The sequence below is a fragment of the Streptomyces sp. 1222.5 genome, from assembly GCF_900105245.1.
Lineage (GTDB): Bacteria > Actinomycetota > Actinomycetes > Streptomycetales > Streptomycetaceae > Streptomyces > Streptomyces albidocamelliae.
Window position 1 is genome coordinate 6,888,137 of record NZ_FNSZ01000001.1, and the last position, 20,044, is coordinate 6,908,180.

The window sequence follows — 20,044 nt, forward strand, 5'->3', positions numbered from 1 at the left end:
TCGTTCGGGTGGGAATCAGAGGTGATCAGGCCCGTCCGGGCCGTCCCTGTCGACAGAATCGGACCGGCCTTTCGGGGTCGGTCCATCTGCTCTGTCAGGGCCCGGATGGGGGACCACAGGCATGATCCGCATCAAGGCACGGCCGACCACCGCGCGCGGAGCGGTACTGCCCACCATGTGGGGGGCCGTGGCGGTCGCCTACAAGTTCGGCTGCCCGCTCGCCCAGCAGAACGGGCTCGGCGCACGCATCGTCACCAGCGCGGTGTTCTTCGCCGTGGGCACCGGCCTGGTGGTCCACGTCCGCCGCTCCCTCCTCCGCGAGCTGCGGCTGGCCCGGCGGGCGGCGCGCGTCGCGCAGAGCGTCGTGCTGCGTCCGCCGCCCCCGCGTCTCGACGGGCTGAGCGTCGCCGCCGCACAGCTGTCCGCGGACCGGGGCGCGAGCGTCGGCGGCGACCTGTACGAGGCGATCGCCACCGAACACGGCGTCCGCGTGGTGATGGGTGACGTACGGGGGCACGGTCTGGCGGCGCTGGGCACGGTCGCCGCCGTCCTGGGCAGCTTCCGCGAGGCCGCTCACGACGAGCCGGCACTCGACCTGGTCATGCGCCGGCTGGAGCGGGCGCTGGGCCGGCACCTGCGCGAGCGGGCCCGCGCCGAACACCCGGCGGCCGGCGGCCCCGACCCGGACCGGCCGGTCGCCGAGGAGTTCGTCACCCTCGTGCTGCTGGAGATCGGCCGGGACGGCGAGCTGCGAGCCCTCAACTGCGGCCATCCGTGGCCGTATCTGCTGAGCGGTACGACCGTCGAGCCGTTGACGCGTGCGGATCCGCTCCCGCCGCTGGGCCCCTTCCCGCTGCCGCCGGACCTTCGGGCCCGCCCCTGCGGCCGGCTGCTCCCGGACGAGTCGCTGGTCCTCTTCACGGACGGCGCCGAGGACGCCCGGGACGCCCGGGGCCGGTTCTTCGCGCTCCCGGAGGTGCTGCGCAAGGCGGTGCGCGACCATCCGCTCTCCGCCCAACTGGTCCTGCGCAGGGTCTTCACGGCCCTGCTGCACCACACGGCCGGCAGACCCGCCGACGACGTGGCGCTCCTGGTCCTGCGCAACGACCGCGGCGGCGCCCGGCTCTCCTGCCTGGGAGCGCGGGGGAGCGCGCGGCCGGCCGCCACCGGCCCGCAGCCGACGACACGTCCCTGACCCGGGCCCCGCGCGCCGACACCGGCCCGCGGGCCGGGCCGCCGCTTTTCGAGGGGGAGCCGGCGGCCCGGCCGACCTCTTGCGAGGGATGCCAGTCAACCGGCGGAACACGCTGAGCGACAGCGCGCGTACGCACCGGATGCGCGTACTCCGTTCACACCCCGTGTGAACCCGGTGCCACTACGCTGACCGCACCAGGCCATTCGGGGGGCATCCATGCAGCCCAACACTCTGCTCGACGCGATCCTGGACGAGGCGGGGATCTCGCACGCGGGTCTCGCCGCCCACGTCAACCAGGCGGGCCGGCGACGGGGCCTCGCGCTCCGGTACGAGCACACCGCCGTGGCGCGGTGGCTGAAGGGACAGCGGCCCCGCGGCCAGGTGCCCGACCTGATCTGCGAGGTGCTCGCCGGGCGTCTGCACCGTCCGGTGACCCTGGACGACATCGGCCTCGGGGTGCCCGGCGAGCCGAGCACCCCGCACGCCGGTTCGCTGAGCGGGTTCGTGGAGCGGGCGACCGCGCTGTGGCGGTCCGACGAGCAGCAGCGGGCGCACGTGCTGGGCGCTCCGGCCGTCACGGGCACCCCCGCCGTCATGCCGGTGTGGGAGTGGGAGAACCCGCCGGAGGACGTCGACGTGTCCCGCGGCGGCCGGCACCGGGTGACCGCCGCCGACATCGAGATGCTGCGGGCCGCCCGCACGCACTACGAGCAGATGTACCGCAAGGCCGGGGGCGTCGCGACGCGGACGCGGATCGTCGGCTTCCTCAACGCCGAGGCCGCGCCGCTGCTCCGCGGCAGCTACACCGACGCCACCGGCCGTCAACTGCACCGCTCCACCGGTGGGTTGGTGGCGATCGCCGGGATCTGCGCGTACGACTCCGACGCCCACGGCCTCGCCCAGCGCTACTTCCACCAGGCGCTCAGGCTGGCCAAGGCCAGCGGGGACCGGGGACTCGGCGCGTACGTGATAGCGCTGCTGGTCAACCAGGCGCTGTTCATGCGGGAGTACCGGCAGGCCGTCGCCTTCGCCGAGGCCGCGCTGCGGGCGGCGGGCCGGCACATCACCCCGGCGCTCGCCTCCGACCTGTACGCGATGCAGGCCAAGGCGTACGCCCACCTCGGCGATTCGGGCAGCGCCCTGTCCTGCATCCGGCGCGCCGAGACGGCCGCCGACCGCATCCGCCGCGGATACGAGCCCGACGAGACCGGCTACGTCCAGCCCGGCCTCGTCAACGTGCAGGTGGCCGAGGCGCTGTTGAGCCTCGGGGAGCTGGCGGCCGCCCGGGAGCACGCGGCTGCCGCGGTCGACAATCCGGCGCACGACCGGGGGCGGGTGCACCGGCTCGCCATGCTGAGCACGATCGAACTGCGCCAGGGCAACGCCGACAAAGCGGTGGTCACGGCCGTGCGGATGGCCGAGCAGGCCCGCGGGATGGAGTCCCAGCGGCTGCGCGACAGACTCCGCGCGGTGCGCGAGCATCTGGTGCGCTGCGGCTCGGCCGGGACCGCCGAAGCCGCCGAACTCATCGACGGCGCCCTGCGCGTACCGCTGTAGGCCCACTGTAGGAGCACCGTCCCTGCTGCGATATTGCCACTTACTCGGCGGAAGGTGGCAGAACCGTGCAGTGGACGAAACAGAACGAACAAACTGTGTATGCAAATCGCTGGTTCAGGGTCAATCTCGCGGATGTCGAGCTGCCCGACGGCCGGCACCTGGACCACTTCCTGATCCGGCTGCGGCCCGTGGCGGTGGCCACGGTGGTCAACGAGGCCAACGAGGTCCTCCTGTTGTGGCGCCACCGCTTCATCACCGACAGCTGGGGCTGGGAACTGGCCGCGGGCGTCGTCGAGGACGGCGAGGACATCGCGGGCGCGGCCGCCCGGGAACTGGAGGAGGAGACCGGCTGGCGGCCGGGGCCCCTGCACCACCTGATGAGCGTGGAGCCGTCCAACGGCCTCACCGACGCCCGGCACCACATCTACTGGTCCGACCGGGGCGAGTACACCGGACACCCGGTGGACGACTTCGAGTCGGACCGGCGGGAATGGGTCCCCCTCAAACTGGTCCCCGACCTGATCGCCCGTGGGGAGGTCCCGGCCGCCAACATGGCGGCCGCGTTACTCCTGCTGCACCACCTCAGGCTCGCCGAGGGCTAGCGGGCCGTCAGCACCTGCCAGACGGCCACGACGAGCGCGCCCAGCGCCGTCAGCGCGGCGAGCGAGGGCAGCGGCCAGCGGGCATGTTCGAGCGAGACCATGCGGGTGCTCAGCTCGTCCAGCTCCTTCGCCGTCTCCTCGGTGCGGTGACTGAGCAGCGCCAGCCCTCCCTCGACGCGGGCGTAGGCCACATCGAGGCGGCGCCGTAACTCTGCGAGTTCTCCCTGGACCACGGGATGCTCCGGATCGGCGGTCACGGGTCCGCTCCTTTCGGTGGTCGGTAGGGATGGTTCCGCATCCCTTGCATGCGCATGCAGAGTCAACTCGCCTGGTGGGCGCGAGGGGAGCGTGTGCGAGGGGCATATGCGGGCCCGGCGCGCACACGGAGTGTGAAACGCGCGGGCCCGGCACCGATGTCCGGTGCCGGGCCCGCGGGGGTCGCTCTGCGTGATCAGCCGTAGGGGTAGAAGCCCGAGCCGGTCTTCCGGCCGAGCCGGCCCGCCTCGACCATGCGCTGCAGCAGCGGGGGAGCGGCGTACAGCGGCTCCTTGTACTCGGCGTACATCGAGTTCGCGATGGAGACGATGGTGTCCAGACCGATCAGGTCGGACAGCTTGAGCGGGCCCATCGGGTGGGCGCAGCCCATCTCCATGCCGTTGTCGATGTCCTCGCGGCTCGCGATGCCCGACTCGAACATCCGGATCGCGGACAGCAGGTACGGCACGAGCAGCGCGTTGACGACGAACCCGGAGCGGTCCTGGGCGCGGATGGCGTGCTTGCCCAGCACCTTCTCGGCGAAGACCTGGGCGCGGCTGAGCGTGCCCTCGGAGGTGGTGAGCGCCGGGATCAGCTCGACCAGCTGCTGGACCGGGGCCGGGTTGAAGAAGTGGATGCCGACCACGTGGTCGGGGCGGGAGGTGGCGACGGCCAGCTTCACCAGCGGGATCGAAGAGGTGTTGGAGGCCAGGATCGCGTCCGCCCGGGTCACCACCTGGTCCAGCACCTGGAAGATCTCCGTCTTGACCTGCTCGTTCTCCACGACGGCCTCGATGACGAGGTCGCGGTCGGCGAACTCGCCGAGGTCGGTGGTGAAGCTCAGGCGCGCCTGCGTGGCGTCCCGCTCCTCCTCCGTGATCTTGCCGCGTTCGGCGGCCTTGGCCAGGGAGCCGAACAGCCGGGTACGGCCGATCTCCAGGGCCTCGCCGGTGGTCTCGGCGACCTTCACGTCCAGTCCCGCACGGGCGCACACCTCGGCGATGCCCGCGCCCATCTGGCCGCAGCCCACGACTCCGACGCGCTCGATGTCGGTCACATCGTTCCCTTCGCTGGATTCTCCGGCTCGCTGGCAGACCTCCGGGTTCGGCGCCTGCTCCGATCGTGCACGTTACCGCCAAGTATCGATGATCGATCGGCGGGGTGGGGGCATCCTAAGCCGCGGAACGATCCGTGACGGAGCGGATCCGGAGGGTATGGGGTGTGCGGATGGTTCGGATGTCCCGGCGGGCCTTGACGCTGACCGCGCTGTCGGCGCTGGCCACGGCCGCCCAGGGCGCGACGACGGCATGCGGCGCGGCACCCGGGGAGCCGTCCCCGCGCGGGGGGCGGCAGGGCGCCGGGGCGGAGAACCGGATGGCCGCGCAGGGCGGGGCGGCGGCGGGGCGGCGGGGTGAGGTCGCCGAGATGCGGGGCGTGTGGCTCGCGACCGTGGTCAACCGGGACTGGCCCTCGCGGCCCGGCCTTCCGGCGAGCACCCAGCGGCGGGAGCTGCTCGCCCACCTCGACAAGGCGGTGCGCAACCGGCTCAACACGGTGATCCTCCAGGTGCGGCCCACCGCGGACGCCCTGTGGCCCTCGCCGTACGAGCCCTGGTCCGAGTACCTCACCGGCACGCAGGGCGGGGACCCCGGCTGGGACCCGCTCGGCACGGCCGTGCGGGAGGCCCACGCGCGGGGCCTGGAACTGCACGCGTGGTTCAACCCGTTCCGGATCGCCAACCACACGGACCCGGGCCGGCTCGTCGCCTCCCACCCGGCGCGCAGACACCCGGACCGGGTGGTGTCCTACGGCGGGAAGCTCTACTACAACCCGGGCCTGCCCGAGGTCCGCGCCTTCGTCCAGCAGGCCGTCCTCGACGCGGTCGCCCGGTACCCGGTCGACGGGGTGCACTTCGACGACTACTTCTACCCGTACCCGGTCGCCGGCCAGACCTTCGACGACGACGACGCCTACGACCGCCACGGCGGCGCGTTCGACAGCCGGGCCGCCTGGCGGCGGGACAACACCGACCGGCTGGTGCAGGAGACGGCCGCGGGCATCGACCGGGTACGGCCCGGCACCCGGTTCGGGATCAGCCCCTTCGGGGTGTGGCGCAACGCCTCGACCGACTCCCGCGGCTCGGACACGCGGGCGGGCGTCCAGACGTACGACGACCTGCACGCGGACACCCGCAAGTGGGTCAGGAAGAACTGGATCGACTACGTCGTCCCGCAGCTGTACTGGCACATCGGCAACGGTGACGCCGGCTACGCCGAGCTGGTCGACTGGTGGGCGCGGACCGTCGAGGGGACCAGGACGCGCCTGTACCTCGGCGAGGCGCTGTACAAGGCCGGCGCGGCCGGGGAGCCGTCGGCCTGGCAGGACCCGGTGGAACTGTCCCGGCACCTCACCCTCGCCGCCGGGTATCCGCAGGTGCGCGGCCATGTGTTCTTCGCCGCCAAGGACGTCGCGGCGGACGCGGTCGGGGCGATGGCGCGCGTGGTCGCCGATCACTACCCGCGACCGGCGACACCACCGCGCTGACCTAACGCTGTTGTTCGCCCCGGTGCTCGACCTGGCAGTCGGGGCCGGGAGACATGATCGCCTCGTGTCCGTCCTGGAAGCGGACCCGGTAGGGCGGGTTGCCCTCCTGTCCCATCACTTCGACGACTTCCGAGACCTGGTCGTGTTGGCCGACCACCCTGCCGTGCTGGACAAGACGGTCGCCCTTGGATGCGCGCATCTACCGGCCCTCCTCATGTTCACGACCGCTGGGTGACGGCGATGCACACGAGCACGGCGAGGGCGGTCAGGGGAGCGGCCGCCGTGACGCGCTCGCCCAGCAGCAGCGCCGACCACACCAGTGTGAGCAGGGGCTGGGCCAACTGCAACTGGCTGGCCCGGGGGATGCCGATGACCGCCATCCCCCGATACCAGACGACCAGGCCGAGGAACTGCGAGCCCAGCGCCACCCAGAGCACCCCGGCGATGCCGTGGGCGGTGAGGTGGACCGGCTCGTACGCCAGCGCCACGGCGGCGGCCGGCACGCTCAGCGGCAGGCACAGCGTCAGCGCCCAGCCGATCACCTGCCAGCCCGGCATGACCCGGGCCAGCCTGCCCCCCTCGGTGTACCCCGCCGCACACACCAGCAGGGCCGCGAAGAGGTAGGCGTCGGCGGTGGTGAGCGCTCCGCCGCTCTGCCCGATCGTGAAGGCGAGCACGGCCGCGGCGCCCGCCACGGCAGCCAGCCAGAACCCGCGGGAGGGCCGGCTGCCCGTGCGCACGGCCGAGAACACGGCGGTGGTCAGCGGCAGCAGCCCCACCACGACGGCCGCGTGCGCGGTGGTGGAGGTCTGCAGGGCGAGCGTGGTCAGCATCGGGAAGCCCAGCACCACGCCGAGGGCGACCACGGCCAGCCCCGGCAGATGACGCCGCCGCGGCAGCCGTGCCCGCAGCACCAGCAGACAGCCGCCCGCGACCAGCGCGGCGAGGACGCTGCGCACGGCCACCAGTGACCAGGGGCCGAAGCCCTCCAGTCCCCAGGCGGTGGCCGGGAAGGTCAGGGAGAAGGAGGCGACGCCGAGGGCGGCCAGTCCGGTGCCGAGGGCCCGGTGCTCCCGAGGAGCGGTCACCGCTATCGGGGTGGGTGCAGTAGCGCTACTCTGTACTCTCATGTACGAGCGTAGCAGTGTGAGTGAGCTGGCAGAAGAGCTGCGCCGGGGGCTCGACCGCTACTCTCCCGGTGGAAAGCTGCCGTCGAGTCGTGCTCTGGTGGAGCGGTTCCGGGTGAGCCCCGTGACCGTCTCACGGGCCCTCGCCCAACTGTCCGCCGAGGGGCTCGTGATCACCCGGCCCGGCGCCGGCGCCTTCCGGGCCCGGCCGCGCGCGACGGAGACCGCCGCCGGGGACACCTCCTGGCAGGAGGTCGCGCTGAGCGCCGACGGCGCCGCCGAACTCGTACCGCGCACCGTGGACGCCTCCGGTGTCACCGTCTCGCTGGCCGCCCCGCCGCCCGGCGTACTGGAGTTCAACGGCGGGTACCTGCATCCCTCGCTCCAGCCGGAGCGGGCCATGGCGGCCGCCCTCGCCCGGGCCGGCCGGCGACCGGGCGCCTGGGGCCGGCCGCCGCTGGAGGGGCTGCCGGAGCTGCGGGAGTGGTTCGCTCGCGGGATCGGCGGCGCCGTCACGGCGGCCGAGGTGCTGATCGCGGCAGGCGGCCAGGCCGCGCTGGCCACCGCACTGCGCGCGCTCGCCCAGCCCGGCGCCCCGGTCCTCGTGGAGTCGCCGACCTACCCGGGCATGCTGGCCCTCGCCCGCGCGGCCGGTCTGCGCCCGGTGCCGGTGCCCGTCGACGCCGAAGGAGTGCGCCCCGACCTGCTCGCCGATGCCTTCCGGGCCAGCGGCGCCCGGGTGTTCGTCTGCCAGCCCCTGTTCCAGAACCCGACCGGTGCCGTGCTCGCCCCCGCACGGCGCGCCGAGGTGCTGCGCATCGCCCGCGAGGCAGGCGCGTTCGTCGTCGAGGACGACTTCGTCCGGCGCCTGGTGCACGCCGACGCGGGCCCGCTGCCCCGGCCGCTGGCCGCCGACGACCCGGACGGCGTGGTCGTCCACGTCGGCTCGCTGACCAAGGCGACCTCGCCCAGCTTCCGGGTGAGCGCCCTGGCGGCCCGCGGCCCGGTACTGGAACGTCTGCGGGCCATCCAGGTCGTGGACAGCTTCTTCGTCCCCCGGCCGCTCCAGGAGGCCGCGCTGGAACTCGTCGGCGCCCCGGCCTGGCTCCGCCATCTGCGGACGATCGCGGGGGAGTTGCAGGCACGGCGGACCGCCATGACGAGCGCGCTCGCCTTGCACCTGCCCGAACTCGCCCTCCCGCACGTCCCGTCGGGCGGCTACCACCTCTGGCTGCGCCTGCCCGACGGGGCCGACGAGTCCGCGCTGGCCGCGGCCGCCCTCCGCGCGGGTGTCGCCCTCACCCCCGGCCGCCCCTACTTCAGCGCCGAACCCCCCGCCGCCCACGTCCGGTTGAGCTTCGCCGCGGTCGCCGGAACCGGCGAGATCACGGAGGGTGTGCGGCGGCTGCGGGCGGCCTGCGACGAGGTGCTGTAGCCGAAGCGGGCCGCACCGGCCGGGATATCCGCTCGACTCCGCCGCCCCGGCCTGTGATGATCACGCGATGACCGACCGGACCGAGCTTCCCGAGGGCTACGAGTTCTCCGCCGACCCCGCACGCGTCGACGTCGACCGCGTCCACCGCTGGCTGTCGACCGACGCCTACTGGGCGATCGACCGGCCGCGCGAGAAGCACCGGCGGGCGATGGAGTCGTCGCTGAACTTCGGGGTGTACGAGACGGCGTCCGGGGAGCAGGTGGCCTACGCGCGGGTGGTCACCGACCGGGCGCTGTTCGCCTGGCTCGCCGATGTGTACGTCGCTCCGGCGGCGCGCGGCAAGGGGGTCGGCACGGCGTTCGTCGGCCGTATCCGCGACCAGTTGGAACCGTACGGACTGCGCCGCATCCTGCTCGCCACCGAGGACGCGCAGGAGGTCTACCGGAAGCTGGGCTTCCGGCCGCTGGACCGTCCCGAGCAGTGGATGATCCACCCCTTCGAGTAAGCGCCCGGATACCGCGGGTGACTCCGCACGGCAGCTCTTGACCTGCGCACCCGCGCGGCTCACCATCACCGCATGCCACTGAGGGTGACGTTCGTCGCCGCCGCGCGCAGCTCCTCGCTGCTCGCCGAGCGCTTCGAGGACGACCGGCAGCTGGACCAGGCCGGCTGGGACGAGGTGCAGCGTGCCGCAGGGGACCTGCTGCCGCTGGCGGCCGCCGACCTGCGCTACTGCTCGCCGACCCCGCGCAGCCGGGCCACCGGCGACGCCCTGGGGTACGCCCCGCTGGTGCAGCTCGCCCTGCGGGACTGCGACATGGGCCGCTGGCGCGGGCTGACCCTGGGCGAGGCGATGGCCCGGGAGCCGGGGGCCGTCGACGCCTGGCTCGCCGACCCGCGGGCCACGCCGCACGGCGGCGAGTCGCTGCTCGGGTTCATCTCCCGGGTCGGCGGCTGGCTGGACACCCGGCCGGCGGACGACAGCGGCCGGATCGTGGCGGTCGCCGAGCCGTCCGTGATCCGCGCGGCGCTGGTCTACGCCCTGAAGGCGCCGCCCCCGACCTACTGGAACATCGACGTGCGCCCGCTGTCCACGACCACCCTCACCGGCCGCGGGGGCCGCTGGAACCTCCGCCTCGACGGCGTCGCCCCCCAGCCCTCGCGCACCTAGCTAGCCGCCGGTCTCGGCCTCGCGCTCGTACTCGGTGGTGAGGACGAGGTCCTTGGCGGGACCGCCGACCCGCCAGACCGTGCGCCAGTGGTCGGCGTCGAGGACGGTGAACTCGCCGCGGTAGTGGTCGGCGGCGCAGGGGTGGCCGGCGACGTACCGTCCCGAGGTCAGGTCCAGCTCGTGGAAGGGACGGCCGTCCGCGAAGCGCACGTCCGCCGTGCCCGGGGCGTGTCCCGGCAGGAAACGCAGAGTCCGGGTCGCGGGGCGGGCGACGCCCTGCCAGGTGAACGTGCCGGACTCCTCGTGCAGCAGTCCGCCCTCCGGGAGGCGGCTGAAGACGGTGGTGCCGTCGAAACGCCCTTCGTCCCCGCCGGCCAGGTCCCGCACGGTCCGCCGCACGCGCCAGCGCCCCGCGAGGTGGGCCAGCACGTCCGGCACCGGCCAGAACCCGCTCATCGTCGCGCCGTCCCCCGGGCAGGGAGGCCGAACACGGGAACGGAGGGAGGAGGAGCATGCATGGGTCGAGCTTACGGCGACGCCGCCCCGCTTCCCGCGGATCAGGCCGAAGCGGCCGGAGGCTCCTGCGCGGGCTGCTCCAGCGGCAGCAGCCCGCGCTCGGCGAAGACCTTCTTCGCGACGAACGTGGCGTTGAGCGCCTTCGGAAAGCCGCAGTAGCCGGCCGAGTGCAGCAGCGCCTCCACGATCTGCTCCGGGGCGAGACCCACGTTCAGCGCGGCGTTGACGTGCACCTCCAGCTGCGGCTCGCAGCCGCCCAGAGCGGTCAGCATGCCCAGGGTCACCAGCTGGCGGTCGCGGGGCGCGAGCTGCGGCCGTGCGTAGATCTCGCCGAACCCCCAGGAGACGATCTGGTGCCCCAGCTCGGGGCTGATGTCGGCGAGCGAGTCGATCACCCGCCGGCCCGACTCGCCGTCGACCGCGTTCAGCACCTCCAGGCCGTGGGCGAAACGCTCTTCACGGGTCGTGCTCTCGCTCATACCGACTCCTCCGTCTCCGGGCCCCCGCTTCCGCGGCGGCCGTCGCTGGTACGTGCGGAGAACCGTAGGAGTTGGAGTGCACTCAAGGTCAACCCGTCCACGCGATTCACCTCCGCATCACCCTCCGGAAAAGCCGGGTACACCACGGAGCGGCGAAATTCATAAGGCGTTCACCGAATTCGGAGGGATGCGCCTCACTTATCGATGAGCACACAACCAACCGGAAAGTCGCCCCGTCTAAGTCGGCGAAATCCATGAAGTGAATTCGCTGGGGGCCTGCCGAGAAATGCAACGCGTCACCACGCCCGGTGGGCCTCGCACACCCGCACGCGCCGCCGCGCTGCTCGCGGCGGCCGTCACGGTCACGGCCCTCTGCGCCGCCGACGTCCTCGCGCGCAGCTATCCCTTCGGCCCCCGCACCCGCAGCGTCAACGACCTCGGCAATCAGTACGTCCCCTTACACGCCCACCTGTGGGACCTGCTGCACGGCCGGGCCGACGGCGGACTCCTGATCAACTGGCAGTCCGGGTACGGCACCAGCTTCCTGCCGGACCTCGGCACCTACCTCGGCAGCCCCTACGCCCTGCTCGTCGCCGTCTTCCCCCGGGACCGGATCGACCTCGCGGTCTATGTCGTCACCGCCCTGAAGACCGCGTCGGCCGCCGCCGCCATGGCCTGGCTGCTGCTCACCCTGCGCCCCGGCCGCTGGTGGGCGGCCGGACTGCTCGGCGCCTCCTACGCGCTGTGCGGCTGGAGCGTCGCCGACGCCTCCTACAACCCGATGTGGCTCGACGGCCTGATCGCCCTCCCACTGCTCTGCCTGGTCGGTGAACGGGCGATCGCCGGCCGCGGAAGGCTCCCGGGCGTCCTGGTCGTCGCCCTCGCCTGGACCGCCAACTTCTACACCGCCTACATGGCCACCCTCGGCGCCGTCCTCGTCCTGCTGCTGCGCCTGCTGCTCATCCGCCCGCCCCGCAGGCAGGCCCTCGCCGCGGCCGGCCGTGCCGCCCTCACCGTCACCCTCGGCGTGGGCCTCGCCGCCCCGCTCGTCACGGTGATCTGGTCCGGCACCCGGCACGCCTACCCGGGCCGCGTACGGCAGTTCGCGCCGGTACCGGCCGAGGACGTGGCGGCCCGGCTGCTGCCGGCGACGTACGGCTTCGGCTCCCCGGCCCTCTACGTCGGGGCCCTCGCCCTGCTGCTCGCCCTCTCCCTGCCCTTCCACCGGGCGGTCCCGGTCCGGGTGCGCGCGGGCTGGACGGCACTGGTGCTCGCGGTGGCCCTGTCGCTCCAGTGGGGCCCCACCCACCTGGTCTGGCACGCCTTCGCCACCCCGCAGGGCAGCGGCTACCGTCAGGCCTTCGTCCTGTGCGGACTGCTGGTCCTCGCCGCCTGGCACGCCCTGGCCTACGGCCCGCCCGGCCCGCGCGCCCTCGGTGCCGCGACCGCGCTGCTCGCCCTGATCACCGCCGTCGCCGCACGCAGCGAGCTGGTCCGGCCGTACACCTGGCCGGTGCTGGGGCTCGCCGTCGCGGGCGCGCTGGCCGGCCTCGTGCTGCTGGGACGGGCCGGGCGGCGCGCCGGACCGGCCGCACTCGCCGTCGTCCTGCTCCTCGGCGCGCAGCTCGGGGAGACCGCCGCCACCTCGGCCGTGGCCACGAAGCTGCGCCTCGGGCACCTGGACGACTACGAGCCCTGGGGGCCACGCCAGGAGCGGCAGGCCGCCGCGGTCGCGCGGGCCGACGACTGGCCCCGGTACCGCACCGATCCCGGCCGCGAACAGACCGTCGGCAACGACCCGATGCTGGTGGGCGGCCAGGGTGCCGCCTACTACAGCAGCCTGACCCCGGACGTCCTCAGCCGTACCCTCACCGCCCTCGGCGGCGGCTGGACCTCCCGCGGCCGGAGCGTGCAGAGCCTCGACAACGCCGTCACGGACGTCGTGTTCTCCGTCGGCGCACGGGTGCACTCCCCGCCGGACCCGCACCAGAAGTACCTGCCGCCGGACGGCACCCCGGTGACCGTGGGCCGGCAGGACGTCCCGCCGCCGGTGACCGTGCGGCCCACCGCCGCCACCGGGTCCTTCGGGCCGTCGCCCTACCGCAACCAGGAACTGCTGCTCGGCAGCCGCGTCTACACCGTGCCCCGCCTCACCGTGCGCGACGACGACGGGCGGCCGGTCCGGACGCGCCGGGTCGGTACCGGGACCGCCGTGGCGAAGCCGGCGATCACGGCCGTCTGCCCGGCCGGCACCCAGGTGCAGCTGTGGGCGCCGCACTTCTCCGGCACCGCGCGCCTCGCCGGCACCGGCGCCCCGGCGGCCGTCTTCCGGTTCGAGCACCCGCGCAACCGCGCCGCCATGGAGCCGCTCGGCCGTACCCCGGCCTCCGGCCGGGTGCGCGTCGAACTGACCTCGAGCCGCCCCGGCCGCGTCCCGGCCGGCGCCGTCGGCTGCCTGGACACCGGCCGGCTGCACACCGCCGCCGCCCGCCTGAAGGCGACCGGAGCCACCCGCGTGACGGTTTCCGACGGTGTCGTACGGGCCGAGCTGCCCGCCGGCAGCAAGGGGGTCGCGGTCGTCGCCGCACCCCGCATCGCCGGCTGGCGGTGCGCCGCGGGCGACGGCCCCGCCCGCCCCGCCGAGCAGTACCACGGTCTGATCGCCGTCCCGCTCGACGCCGGTGCGACCAGCCTGACCTGCACCTTCCATCCACCCGGCCTGCGGCTGGGCACGACCGTCGGGGCCGCCACGCTCGGCGCCCTCGTCCTGCTCACCGCCTTCACCGCCGTCCGCCGCCGGCGCACCACCGCGGCGCCCACGCCCACATCACCGCGCGAGCGCGTGACCACCGCTTCCTGACCGCGCCCAGGGGGACCGCCATGCTGATATCGATCGTCGCACCCTGCTACAACGAGGAAGACGTCGTGGAACGCTTCCACCAGGAGGTGCAGAAGGTCGCCGACGACCTGCTGCCGCTCGGCCACGACATGGAGTTCGTGTACGTCGACGACGGCAGCCGCGACCGCACCCTCGCCGTCCTCCGGCACCTCGCCGACCTCGACCCGCGGGTGCGCTACGTCTCCTTCAGCCGCAACTTCGGCAAGGAGGCCGCCCTGCTCGCGGGCCTGCGGCACGCCTCGGGCGACGCGGTGATCGTCATGGACGCCGACCTGCAGCACCCGCCGGAGCTGATCCGGCGCATGGTGGAACTGCGGGAACAGGGCCACGACCAGGTCATCGCCAGGCGCTCGCGCACCGGTGACCGCCTCACCCGGACCCTCACCGCGCGCCTGTACTACCGGCTCGTCAACCGCCTGGTCGACGTCGAACTCGTCGACGGCGTGGGCGACTTCCGGCTGCTGTCGCGCAGGGTCGCGGACGCGGTGCTGGCCCTCACCGAGTACAACCGCTTCTCCAAGGGCCTGTTCGCCTGGGTGGGCTTCCCGAGCACGACCTTCGAGTACGAGAACGCCGTCCGCGAGGCCGGCCGCAGCTCCTGGAACCTGCGCGGCCTGCTCAACTACGGCCTGGACGGCCTGCTGTCCTTCAACAACCGCCCGCTGCGCGCCGCCCTGTGGCTCGGCATGGGCCTGCTGCTGTGCGCGGGCCTCTACACCGCCTGGATCGTGGGCGCCGCGCTCGCCAACGGGGTCCAGACCCCCGGCTATGTGACCATCATCACCGCCGTCACCGCCCTCGCGGGCGTCCAGATGGTCATGCTGGGAGTGATCGGGGAGTACACCGGCCGCATCTACTACGAGGTGAAGGGCCGCCCGCACTTCCTGGTGAAGGCGACCAACGTGGAACGCGCGAAAGACCTCATTCCTTGAAGCGACAGATCATCACCTTCGCACTGGTCGGTGTGATCAACACCGCCACCTATTACTGCCTCTATCTGCTGTTCCTGATGTGGCTGCCCTATCTCGCCGCCCACGTGCTCGCCTTCGCGCTCAGCATGGTCGGTTCCTTTTTCCTGAATGCGCGCTTCACCTACCGGACGCGGCCCACCTGGCGGAAATTCCTGCTGTTCCCGCTGACCAACGCGACCAACTTCGTGATCACCACGGCCGGGGTGTACGTCATCGTCGACGTCCTGCACGCGGGCAGCCGCTTCGCCCCACTGCTCGCCTCCGCGGCGGCGATCCCGGTCACCTTCGTCGTCTCCCGCTGGGTGATGCTCCCCGGCCACGAGACCGGGTCGATTGCATAAACGTGCAGCGATACGTATAGTCATGCCATCCAGAGGAGGATGGACATGGTGGTACGTGCGGCGGTGGCCGGGGCGAGCGGATACGCGGGCGGAGAGCTCCTGCGCCTGCTCCTCGCGCACCCCGAGGTCGAGATCGGCGCCCTGACCGGCAACACGAACGCCGGGCAGCGGCTCGGCGCGCTCCAGCCGCACCTGCTGCCGCTGGCCGGCCGCGTGCTCACCGAGACCACGGCCGAGCACCTCGCCGGGCACGACGTGGTCTTCCTGGCGCTGCCCCACGGGCAGTCCGCCGCCGTCGCCGAGCGGCTCGGCCCCGACGTCCTCGTCGTCGACATGGGCGCCGACTTCCGGCTGCGGAACGCGGCCGACTGGGAGACGTACTACGGCTCGCCGCACGCCGGCACCTGGCCCTACGGCCTCCCCGAACTTCCGGGTGCCCGCGCCGCGCTGGAGGGGTCCAAGCGCATCGCGGTGCCCGGTTGCTACCCCACCGCCGTCACCCTCGCCCTGTTCCCTGCCTACGCGGCGGGGCTCGCCGAACCCGAGGCGGTGATCGTCGCCGCGTCCGGCACCTCCGGCGCCGGCAAGGCGCCCAAGCCGCACCTGCTCGGCAGCGAGGTCATGGGCTCGATGTCGCCGTACGGCGTCGGCGGCGGCCACCGGCACACCCCCGAGATGATCCAGAACCTCAGCGGTGCGGCGGGGAAGCGGGTCGCGGTGTCCTTCACCCCGATGCTGGCGCCGATGCCCCGCGGCATCCTGGCCACGTGCAGCGCCTCCGCCGTGGCGGGGGTGACGGCCGACTCCGTCCGCGCGGTCTACGAGAAGGCCTACGCCGACGAGCCCTTCGTCCACCTGCTCCCCGAGGGCCAGTGGCCCGCGACGGCGTCCGTCCACGGTTCCAACGCCGTTCAGGTGCAGGTCGCGTACGACGCCTCCATGGGTCGCATCATCGCGATCAGTGCCATCGACAACCTGACCAAGGGCACCGCGGGCGGTGCCGTACAGAGCATGAACCTCGCCCTGGGACTCGACGAGACCACCGGGCTTTCCACGATCGGAGTCGCACCGTGAGCGTCACGGCAGCCAAGGGATTCACGGCGGCGGGCATCGCCGCCGGGATCAAGGAGAACGGCAACCCCGACCTGGCCCTCGTGGTCAACGACGGGCCCCGCCGTGCCGCCGCGGGCGTCTTCACCTCCAACCGCGTGAAGGCCGCGCCGGTGCTGTGGTCCGAGCAGGTCCTCAAGGGCGGCCAGGTGTCCGCCGTGGTACTCAACTCCGGCGGCGCCAACGCCTGCACCGGACCCAAGGGCTTCCAGGACACCCACGCAACCGCCGAGAAGGCCGCCGAGGTGCTCGGCCGGGGCGCCATCGAGATCGCGGTCTGCTCCACCGGCCTGATCGGCGTCCTGCTGCCCATGGACAAGCTGCTCCCGGGCATCGAGACGGCCGCCGCGCAACTCTCCGAGCACGGCGGTGAGAAGGCCGCCATCGCCATCAAGACCACCGACACCGTCCACAAGACCTCCGTCGTGACGAAGGCCGGCTGGACCGTCGGCGGAATGGCCAAGGGTGCCGGCATGCTCGCCCCGGGCCTCGCCACCATGCTGGTCGTCCTCACCACCGACGCCGACCTCGGCGACGAGGAGCTGGACAAGGCCCTGCGTGCCGCGACCAGGGTCACCTTCGACCGCGTCGACTCCGACGGCTGCATGTCCACCAACGACACCGTCCTGCTGCTCGCCTCCGGCGCCTCCGGCGTCACCCCGGAGTACGCCGAGTTCGCCGAGGCCGTCAGGCAGGTCTGCGACGACCTCGGCCGGCAGCTCATCGGGGACGCCGAGGGCGCCAGCAAGGACATCAAGGTCGAGGTGATCAACGCGGCGAGCGAGGAGGACGCCGTCGAGGTGGGACGCTCCGTCGCCCGCAACAACCTCCTCAAGTGCGCCCTGCACGGCGAGGACCCCAACTGGGGCCGGGTCCTCTCCGCGATCGGCACCACCGGGGCCGTCTTCGAGCCGGACCAGCTCAACGTCGCCATCAACGGCGTCTGGGTCTGCAAGAACGGCTCCGTCGGCGAGGACCGCGAACTGGTCGACATGCGCTATCGCGAGGTGCACATCGTCGCCGACCTCGCCGCCGGCTCCGACACCGCGACGATCTGGACCAACGACCTCACCGCCGACTACGTCCACGAGAACAGCGCCTACTCCTCATGACACCCACGCGAAAGCACACCGCGCTGCCCAAGGCGCAGATCCTCATCGAGGCGCTGCCCTGGCTGACCCGGCACAACGGCAAGACCGTCGTCATCAAGTTCGGCGGCAACGCCATGGTCGACGAGGAACTGAAGGCCGCGTTCGCCAAGGACGTGGTGTTCCTCCACCACGCCGGCCTCAAGCCCGTCGTCGTGCACGGCGGCGGCCCGCAGATCAGCGCCGCCCTGGACCGGCACGGCATCGTCAGCGAGTTCAAGGCGGGCCTGCGCGTCACCACCGAGGACGCCATGGACGTCGTACGGATGGTCCTCGCCGGGCAGGTGCAGCGCGAGCTGGTCGGCCTGCTCAACCAGCACGGCCCGCTCGCCGTCGGCCTCACCGGCGAGGACGCCCACACCATCACCGCCACCCGCCACCAGCCCGAGATCGACGGCGAAGTCGTCGACATCGGGCGGGTGGGCGAGATCACCGAGATCGACACGGGCGCGATCGAGGCCCTGCTCGCCGACGGCCGCATCCCGGTCGTCTCCTCCATCGCCCGCAGTCAGGACGACGGACATGTCTACAACGTCAATGCTGATACGGCGGCTGCGGCACTCGCTGCGGCACTGGGCGCCGAGACCCTCATGGTCCTCACCGACGTCGAGGGCCTCTACGAGGACTGGCCCCACTCCGACGAGGTGATCAGCCGCCTCACCGCATCCCAGCTGGAGAAGCTGCTGCCGGAACTCAGCTCCGGCATGGTGCCGAAGATGGAGGGCTGCCTGCACGCCGTGCGCAACGGCGTCACGACCGCCCGCGTCATCGACGGCCGGGTACAGCACTCCATCCTGCTGGAGATCTTCACCGACGAAGGCATCGGCACCATGGTCGTGCCCGACGAAGCCGAGGGGGAACAGTCATGACGGGGACCGGGAGCAACGCGGAGCTGACCACGCGGTGGCAGGGCGCGCTCATGAACAACTACGGCACTCCCCGGCTGCCCCTCGTGCGCGGTGCGGGCACGACGGTGTGGGACGCCGAGGGCCGCGCCTACCTCGACTTCGTCGGCGGCATCGCCACCAACGCCCTCGGCCACGCCCACCCGGCCGTCGTCGAGGCCGTCAGCCGGCAGATCGGCTCCCTCGGCCACATCTCGAACCTCTTCCTGGCCGAGCCCACCGTCGCCCTCGCCGAGCGGCTGCTGCAGCTGTTCGGCCGCGAGGGCCGGGTCTTCTTCTGCAACTCCGGCGCCGAGGCCAACGAGGCCGCCTTCAAGATCGGCCGGCTGACCGGGCGGACCCACATGGTCGCCACCGAGGGCGGCTTCCACGGCCGCACCATGGGCGCCCTCGCCCTCACCGGCCAGCCCGCCAAGCAGGAGCCGTTCCGGCCGCTGCCCGCCGACGTCACCCACGTGCCCTACGGGGACGCCCAGGCCCTGGCCGCGGCGGTCACCGAGGAGACCGCCCTCGTCGTCATCGAGCCGATCCAGGGCGAGAACGGCGTGGTCGTACCGCCGCCCGGCTACCTGAAGGCGGCCCGCGCGATCACCGCGGCCACCGGCGCCCTGCTCGTCCTCGACGAGGTGCAGACCGGCATCGGCCGCACCGGCACCTGGTTCGAGTACCAGGCCCACGAGGGCGTACTGCCCGACGTCGTCACCCTGGCCAAGCAGCTCGGCGGCGGACTCCCGCTCGGCGCCACCGTGGCCTTCGGCCGCGCCGCGGACCTGCTCGGGCCCGGCCAGCACGGCACCACCTTCGGCGGCAACCCGGTCGCCTGCGCCGCCGGACTCGCCGTCCTGGACACCATCGCCGGCGACGGACTGCTGGAGAATGTCAAGCGGCAGGGCGCGGCGCTGCGCGAGGGAATCGAGTCGCTGGGCCACCCGTTGATCGATTATGTCCGGGGCTCGGGCCTGCTCCTGGGTATCGTGCTCACCGGGCCGCACGCGCCTCAGGTGCAGCAGGCGGCCCAGGAGGCCGGTTTCCTGGTGAACGCCCCCGCCCCCGACGTCGTACGGCTCATGCCGCCGCTGAACCTGCGGGACGACGAGGCGGGAGCGCTGCTCCAGGCACTGCCCGGCATCCTCGAGGCGGCCCACGGGGACGGACGATCCGGAGAATGAGACGACGATGAGCCAGGCGCAGGACCACGAGCAGGCGGCGGGCGCCGGGCCGGCCGTGCCGCAGACCCGCACCGCACGGCACCGCCGGATCGTGGACATCCTCAACCGGCAGCCGGTGCGTTCGCAGAGCCAGCTGGCGAAGCTGCTCGCCGACGACGGGCTGAGCGTCACCCAGGCGACGCTCTCCCGGGACCTCGACGAACTGAACGCCGTGAAGATCCGCAACAACGACGGCGACCTGATCTACGCGGTGCCGAGCGAGGGCGGGTTCCGCACCCCGCGCGCCCCGCTCGGGGAGTCGGCGAAGGAGGAGCGGATGCGGCGCCTGTCCCAGGAGCTGCTCATCTCCGCGGAGGCCTCGGCCAACCTGGTCGTGCTGCGCACCCCGCCCGGGGCGGCGCAGTTCCTCGCCTCGGCCATCGACCAGGCCGAGCTGCACGACATCCTCGGCACCATCGCCGGTGACGACACGCTGCTGCTGATCAGCCGGGAGCCGACCGGCGGGCAGGCCCTCGCGGACCACCTGCTGCGACTGGCGCAGAACGGGCACTGACCCGCGTGCGGGGCCCGGCCCGCCGACGGAGAATGGGTATGTGATCTTCCGCGGCGAGCGGTCAGGC

Annotated in this window: 21 protein-coding genes; 15 read left to right on the forward strand and 6 right to left on the reverse strand. The window is 72.9% G+C overall.

Annotated elements, in window-relative coordinates; genetic code table 11:
* Positions 1 to 121: 121 nt before the first annotated feature.
* The 3 genes from BLW57_RS31200 (at position 122) to BLW57_RS31210 (ending at position 3,354) form a co-directional block, all read left to right on the forward strand.
* Entirely contained in the window at positions 122 to 1,195 is a 1,074-nt protein-coding gene (locus BLW57_RS31200; protein ID WP_093479096.1) for a PP2C family protein-serine/threonine phosphatase, read from the forward strand.
* A gap of 216 nt (positions 1,196 to 1,411) precedes the next feature.
* Positions 1,412 to 2,752 carry an NsdA family TPR-like regulatory protein gene (locus BLW57_RS31205; RefSeq protein ID WP_093479097.1) on the forward strand — a complete coding sequence of 447 codons (1,341 nt, stop codon included), beginning with the start codon at positions 1,412 to 1,414 and terminating at the stop codon, positions 2,750 to 2,752.
* Between the two features lie 65 nt (positions 2,753 to 2,817).
* Positions 2,818 to 3,354 (forward strand): NUDIX hydrolase, encoded by a 537-nt coding sequence (locus tag BLW57_RS31210; protein ID WP_073899608.1) that lies wholly within the window; start codon positions 2,818 to 2,820, stop codon positions 3,352 to 3,354.
* Here the strand turns inward: BLW57_RS31210 and BLW57_RS31215 are convergent.
* A complete protein-coding gene (locus BLW57_RS31215; protein ID WP_093479099.1) occupies positions 3,351 to 3,611 on the reverse strand; it encodes a hypothetical protein in 261 nt (86 codons plus the stop codon). The genes BLW57_RS31210 and BLW57_RS31215 overlap by 4 nt on opposite strands.
* A 194-nt stretch (positions 3,612 to 3,805) precedes the next feature.
* Positions 3,806 to 4,666, reverse strand: a complete 861-nt coding sequence (locus BLW57_RS31220) for a 3-hydroxybutyryl-CoA dehydrogenase (RefSeq protein ID WP_073899603.1) — start codon at positions 4,664 to 4,666, stop codon at positions 3,806 to 3,808.
* 179 nt (positions 4,667 to 4,845) lie between these two features.
* Here BLW57_RS31220 and BLW57_RS31225 point away from each other — a divergent pair, with 179 nt between their 5' ends.
* Positions 4,846 to 6,153: a glycoside hydrolase family 10-like protein gene (locus BLW57_RS31225; protein ID WP_256339625.1), complete on the forward strand. Its 1,308-nt coding sequence runs from the start codon at positions 4,846 to 4,848 to the stop codon at positions 6,151 to 6,153.
* A gap of 1 nt (position 6,154) precedes the next feature.
* Here BLW57_RS31225 and BLW57_RS31230 read toward each other — a convergent pair whose 3' ends face one another.
* A complete protein-coding gene (locus BLW57_RS31230; protein WP_073899599.1) occupies positions 6,155 to 6,352 on the reverse strand; it encodes a DUF1918 domain-containing protein in 198 nt (65 codons plus the stop codon).
* 19 nt (positions 6,353 to 6,371) lie between these two features.
* Positions 6,372 to 7,283, reverse strand: coding sequence for a DMT family transporter (locus BLW57_RS31235; RefSeq protein WP_093479102.1), 912 nt, complete (start codon positions 7,281 to 7,283; stop codon positions 6,372 to 6,374).
* Between BLW57_RS31235 and BLW57_RS31240 the strand changes: the two genes are divergently transcribed.
* From BLW57_RS31240 to BLW57_RS31250, 3 genes are all read left to right on the forward strand, one after another.
* Positions 7,282 to 8,715, forward strand: coding sequence for an aminotransferase-like domain-containing protein (locus BLW57_RS31240; RefSeq protein ID WP_176985787.1), 1,434 nt, complete (start codon positions 7,282 to 7,284; stop codon positions 8,713 to 8,715). The genes BLW57_RS31235 and BLW57_RS31240 overlap by 2 nt on opposite strands.
* A gap of 67 nt (positions 8,716 to 8,782) precedes the next feature.
* A complete protein-coding gene (locus tag BLW57_RS31245; RefSeq protein WP_093479105.1) occupies positions 8,783 to 9,220 on the forward strand; it encodes a GNAT family N-acetyltransferase in 438 nt (145 codons plus the stop codon).
* A 72-nt stretch (positions 9,221 to 9,292) separates the two neighbouring features.
* On the forward strand, positions 9,293 to 9,886 hold the full coding sequence (locus tag BLW57_RS31250) for a histidine phosphatase family protein (protein WP_093479106.1): 594 nt from the start codon (positions 9,293 to 9,295) through the stop codon (positions 9,884 to 9,886).
* Here the strand turns inward: BLW57_RS31250 and BLW57_RS31255 are convergent, their stop codons facing one another.
* The gene (locus tag BLW57_RS31255) at positions 9,887 to 10,342 is read right to left on the reverse strand and encodes a DUF6314 family protein (protein WP_093479108.1); all 456 of its coding nucleotides are present in this window, start codon (positions 10,340 to 10,342) and stop codon (positions 9,887 to 9,889) included.
* A 101-nt stretch (positions 10,343 to 10,443) separates the two neighbouring features.
* Complete coding sequence (locus BLW57_RS31260; RefSeq protein WP_093479109.1) at positions 10,444 to 10,881, reverse strand: carboxymuconolactone decarboxylase family protein; 438 nt, start codon at positions 10,879 to 10,881, stop codon at positions 10,444 to 10,446.
* A 286-nt stretch (positions 10,882 to 11,167) separates the two neighbouring features.
* Here BLW57_RS31260 and BLW57_RS31265 point away from each other — a divergent pair, with 286 nt between their 5' ends.
* Genes BLW57_RS31265 through BLW57_RS31300 form a run of 8 tightly spaced genes read left to right on the forward strand, consistent with a single transcriptional unit; the run spans position 11,168 to position 19,977 of the window.
* Entirely contained in the window at positions 11,168 to 13,741 is a 2,574-nt protein-coding gene (locus tag BLW57_RS31265; RefSeq protein WP_093479110.1) for a YfhO family protein, read from the forward strand.
* 20 nt (positions 13,742 to 13,761) lie between these two features.
* Positions 13,762 to 14,712: a glycosyltransferase family 2 protein gene (locus tag BLW57_RS31270; RefSeq protein ID WP_093479111.1), complete on the forward strand. Its 951-nt coding sequence runs from the start codon at positions 13,762 to 13,764 to the stop codon at positions 14,710 to 14,712.
* Entirely contained in the window at positions 14,709 to 15,092 is a 384-nt protein-coding gene (locus tag BLW57_RS31275) for a GtrA family protein (protein ID WP_093479112.1), read from the forward strand. Before BLW57_RS31270 ends, BLW57_RS31275 begins: the two co-directional genes overlap by 4 nt.
* A 45-nt stretch (positions 15,093 to 15,137) precedes the next feature.
* On the forward strand, positions 15,138 to 16,166 hold the full coding sequence (gene argC, locus BLW57_RS31280; protein ID WP_093479113.1) for an N-acetyl-gamma-glutamyl-phosphate reductase: 1,029 nt from the start codon (positions 15,138 to 15,140) through the stop codon (positions 16,164 to 16,166).
* Entirely contained in the window at positions 16,163 to 17,314 is a 1,152-nt protein-coding gene (gene argJ, locus BLW57_RS31285) for a bifunctional glutamate N-acetyltransferase/amino-acid acetyltransferase ArgJ (protein ID WP_093479114.1), read from the forward strand. The genes argC and argJ overlap by 4 nt, the downstream gene beginning before the upstream one ends.
* Positions 17,311 to 18,219 carry an acetylglutamate kinase gene (gene argB / locus BLW57_RS31290; RefSeq protein WP_093479115.1) on the forward strand — a complete coding sequence of 303 codons (909 nt, stop codon included), beginning with the start codon at positions 17,311 to 17,313 and terminating at the stop codon, positions 18,217 to 18,219. Before argJ ends, argB begins: the two co-directional genes overlap by 4 nt.
* Positions 18,216 to 19,424, forward strand: coding sequence for an acetylornithine transaminase (locus BLW57_RS31295; RefSeq protein ID WP_093479116.1), 1,209 nt, complete (start codon positions 18,216 to 18,218; stop codon positions 19,422 to 19,424). Before argB ends, BLW57_RS31295 begins: the two co-directional genes overlap by 4 nt.
* A 7-nt stretch (positions 19,425 to 19,431) precedes the next feature.
* Positions 19,432 to 19,977 carry an arginine repressor gene (locus BLW57_RS31300; RefSeq protein ID WP_093479117.1) on the forward strand — a complete coding sequence of 182 codons (546 nt, stop codon included), beginning with the start codon at positions 19,432 to 19,434 and terminating at the stop codon, positions 19,975 to 19,977.
* The last annotated feature ends 67 nt before the right edge of the window (positions 19,978 to 20,044 follow it).